The sequence below is a fragment of the Mycobacterium sp. DHQP2018-32-09 genome, from assembly GCF_058148405.1.
Window position 1 is genome coordinate 1 of the sequence record NZ_JBYVYK010000128.1, and the last position, 523, is coordinate 523.

A 523-nucleotide genomic window follows, 5' to 3' on the forward strand; every position below is an offset into this window, starting at 1 on the left:
GACCCGTCACGCAGCGAGGTGTCGGTCATCCGCACGTCCCAACTCGGATCGAACCAGACCTCAGAACTCATGCTCGCGCTCCTGCCGTGACCCGCTGCTTGGCGATCTCCTCGCCGACCTTCGTCGCCGCGGCGGTCATGATGTCCAGATTCCCCGCATACGGCGGCAGATAGTCCCCCGCACCCTCGACCTCCACGAAGATGGTGACCAGGTGGTGACCGCCGTTGAAGGCCGACGGCCCGTCGAACTGCGGCTCGTTGAGCAACCGGTACCCCGGCACGTAGGTCTGCACCTCGGCCACCACCTCCTTGATCGACTGAACGACGGCGGCCTGATCCGTATCGGGGGGGATCGCACAAAAGATGGTGTCGCGCATGATCATCGGCGGATCGGCCGGATTCAAGATGATGATCGCCTTGCCCCGCGCCGCCCCACCGATGACCTCCACGCCCGCACTGGTGGTCTTGGTGAACTCGTCGATGTTGGCCCGCGTCCCCGGCCCCGCCGACGCCGAGGACACCGA

At 66.0% G+C, this 523-nt stretch carries 1 pseudogene; it reads right to left on the bottom strand.

The features are described from left to right. Window positions 1-67 precede the first annotated feature (67 nt). Window positions 68-523, bottom strand: a pseudogene (locus tag AC30CM_RS26990) (acetaldehyde dehydrogenase (acetylating)); the annotation flags it as partial.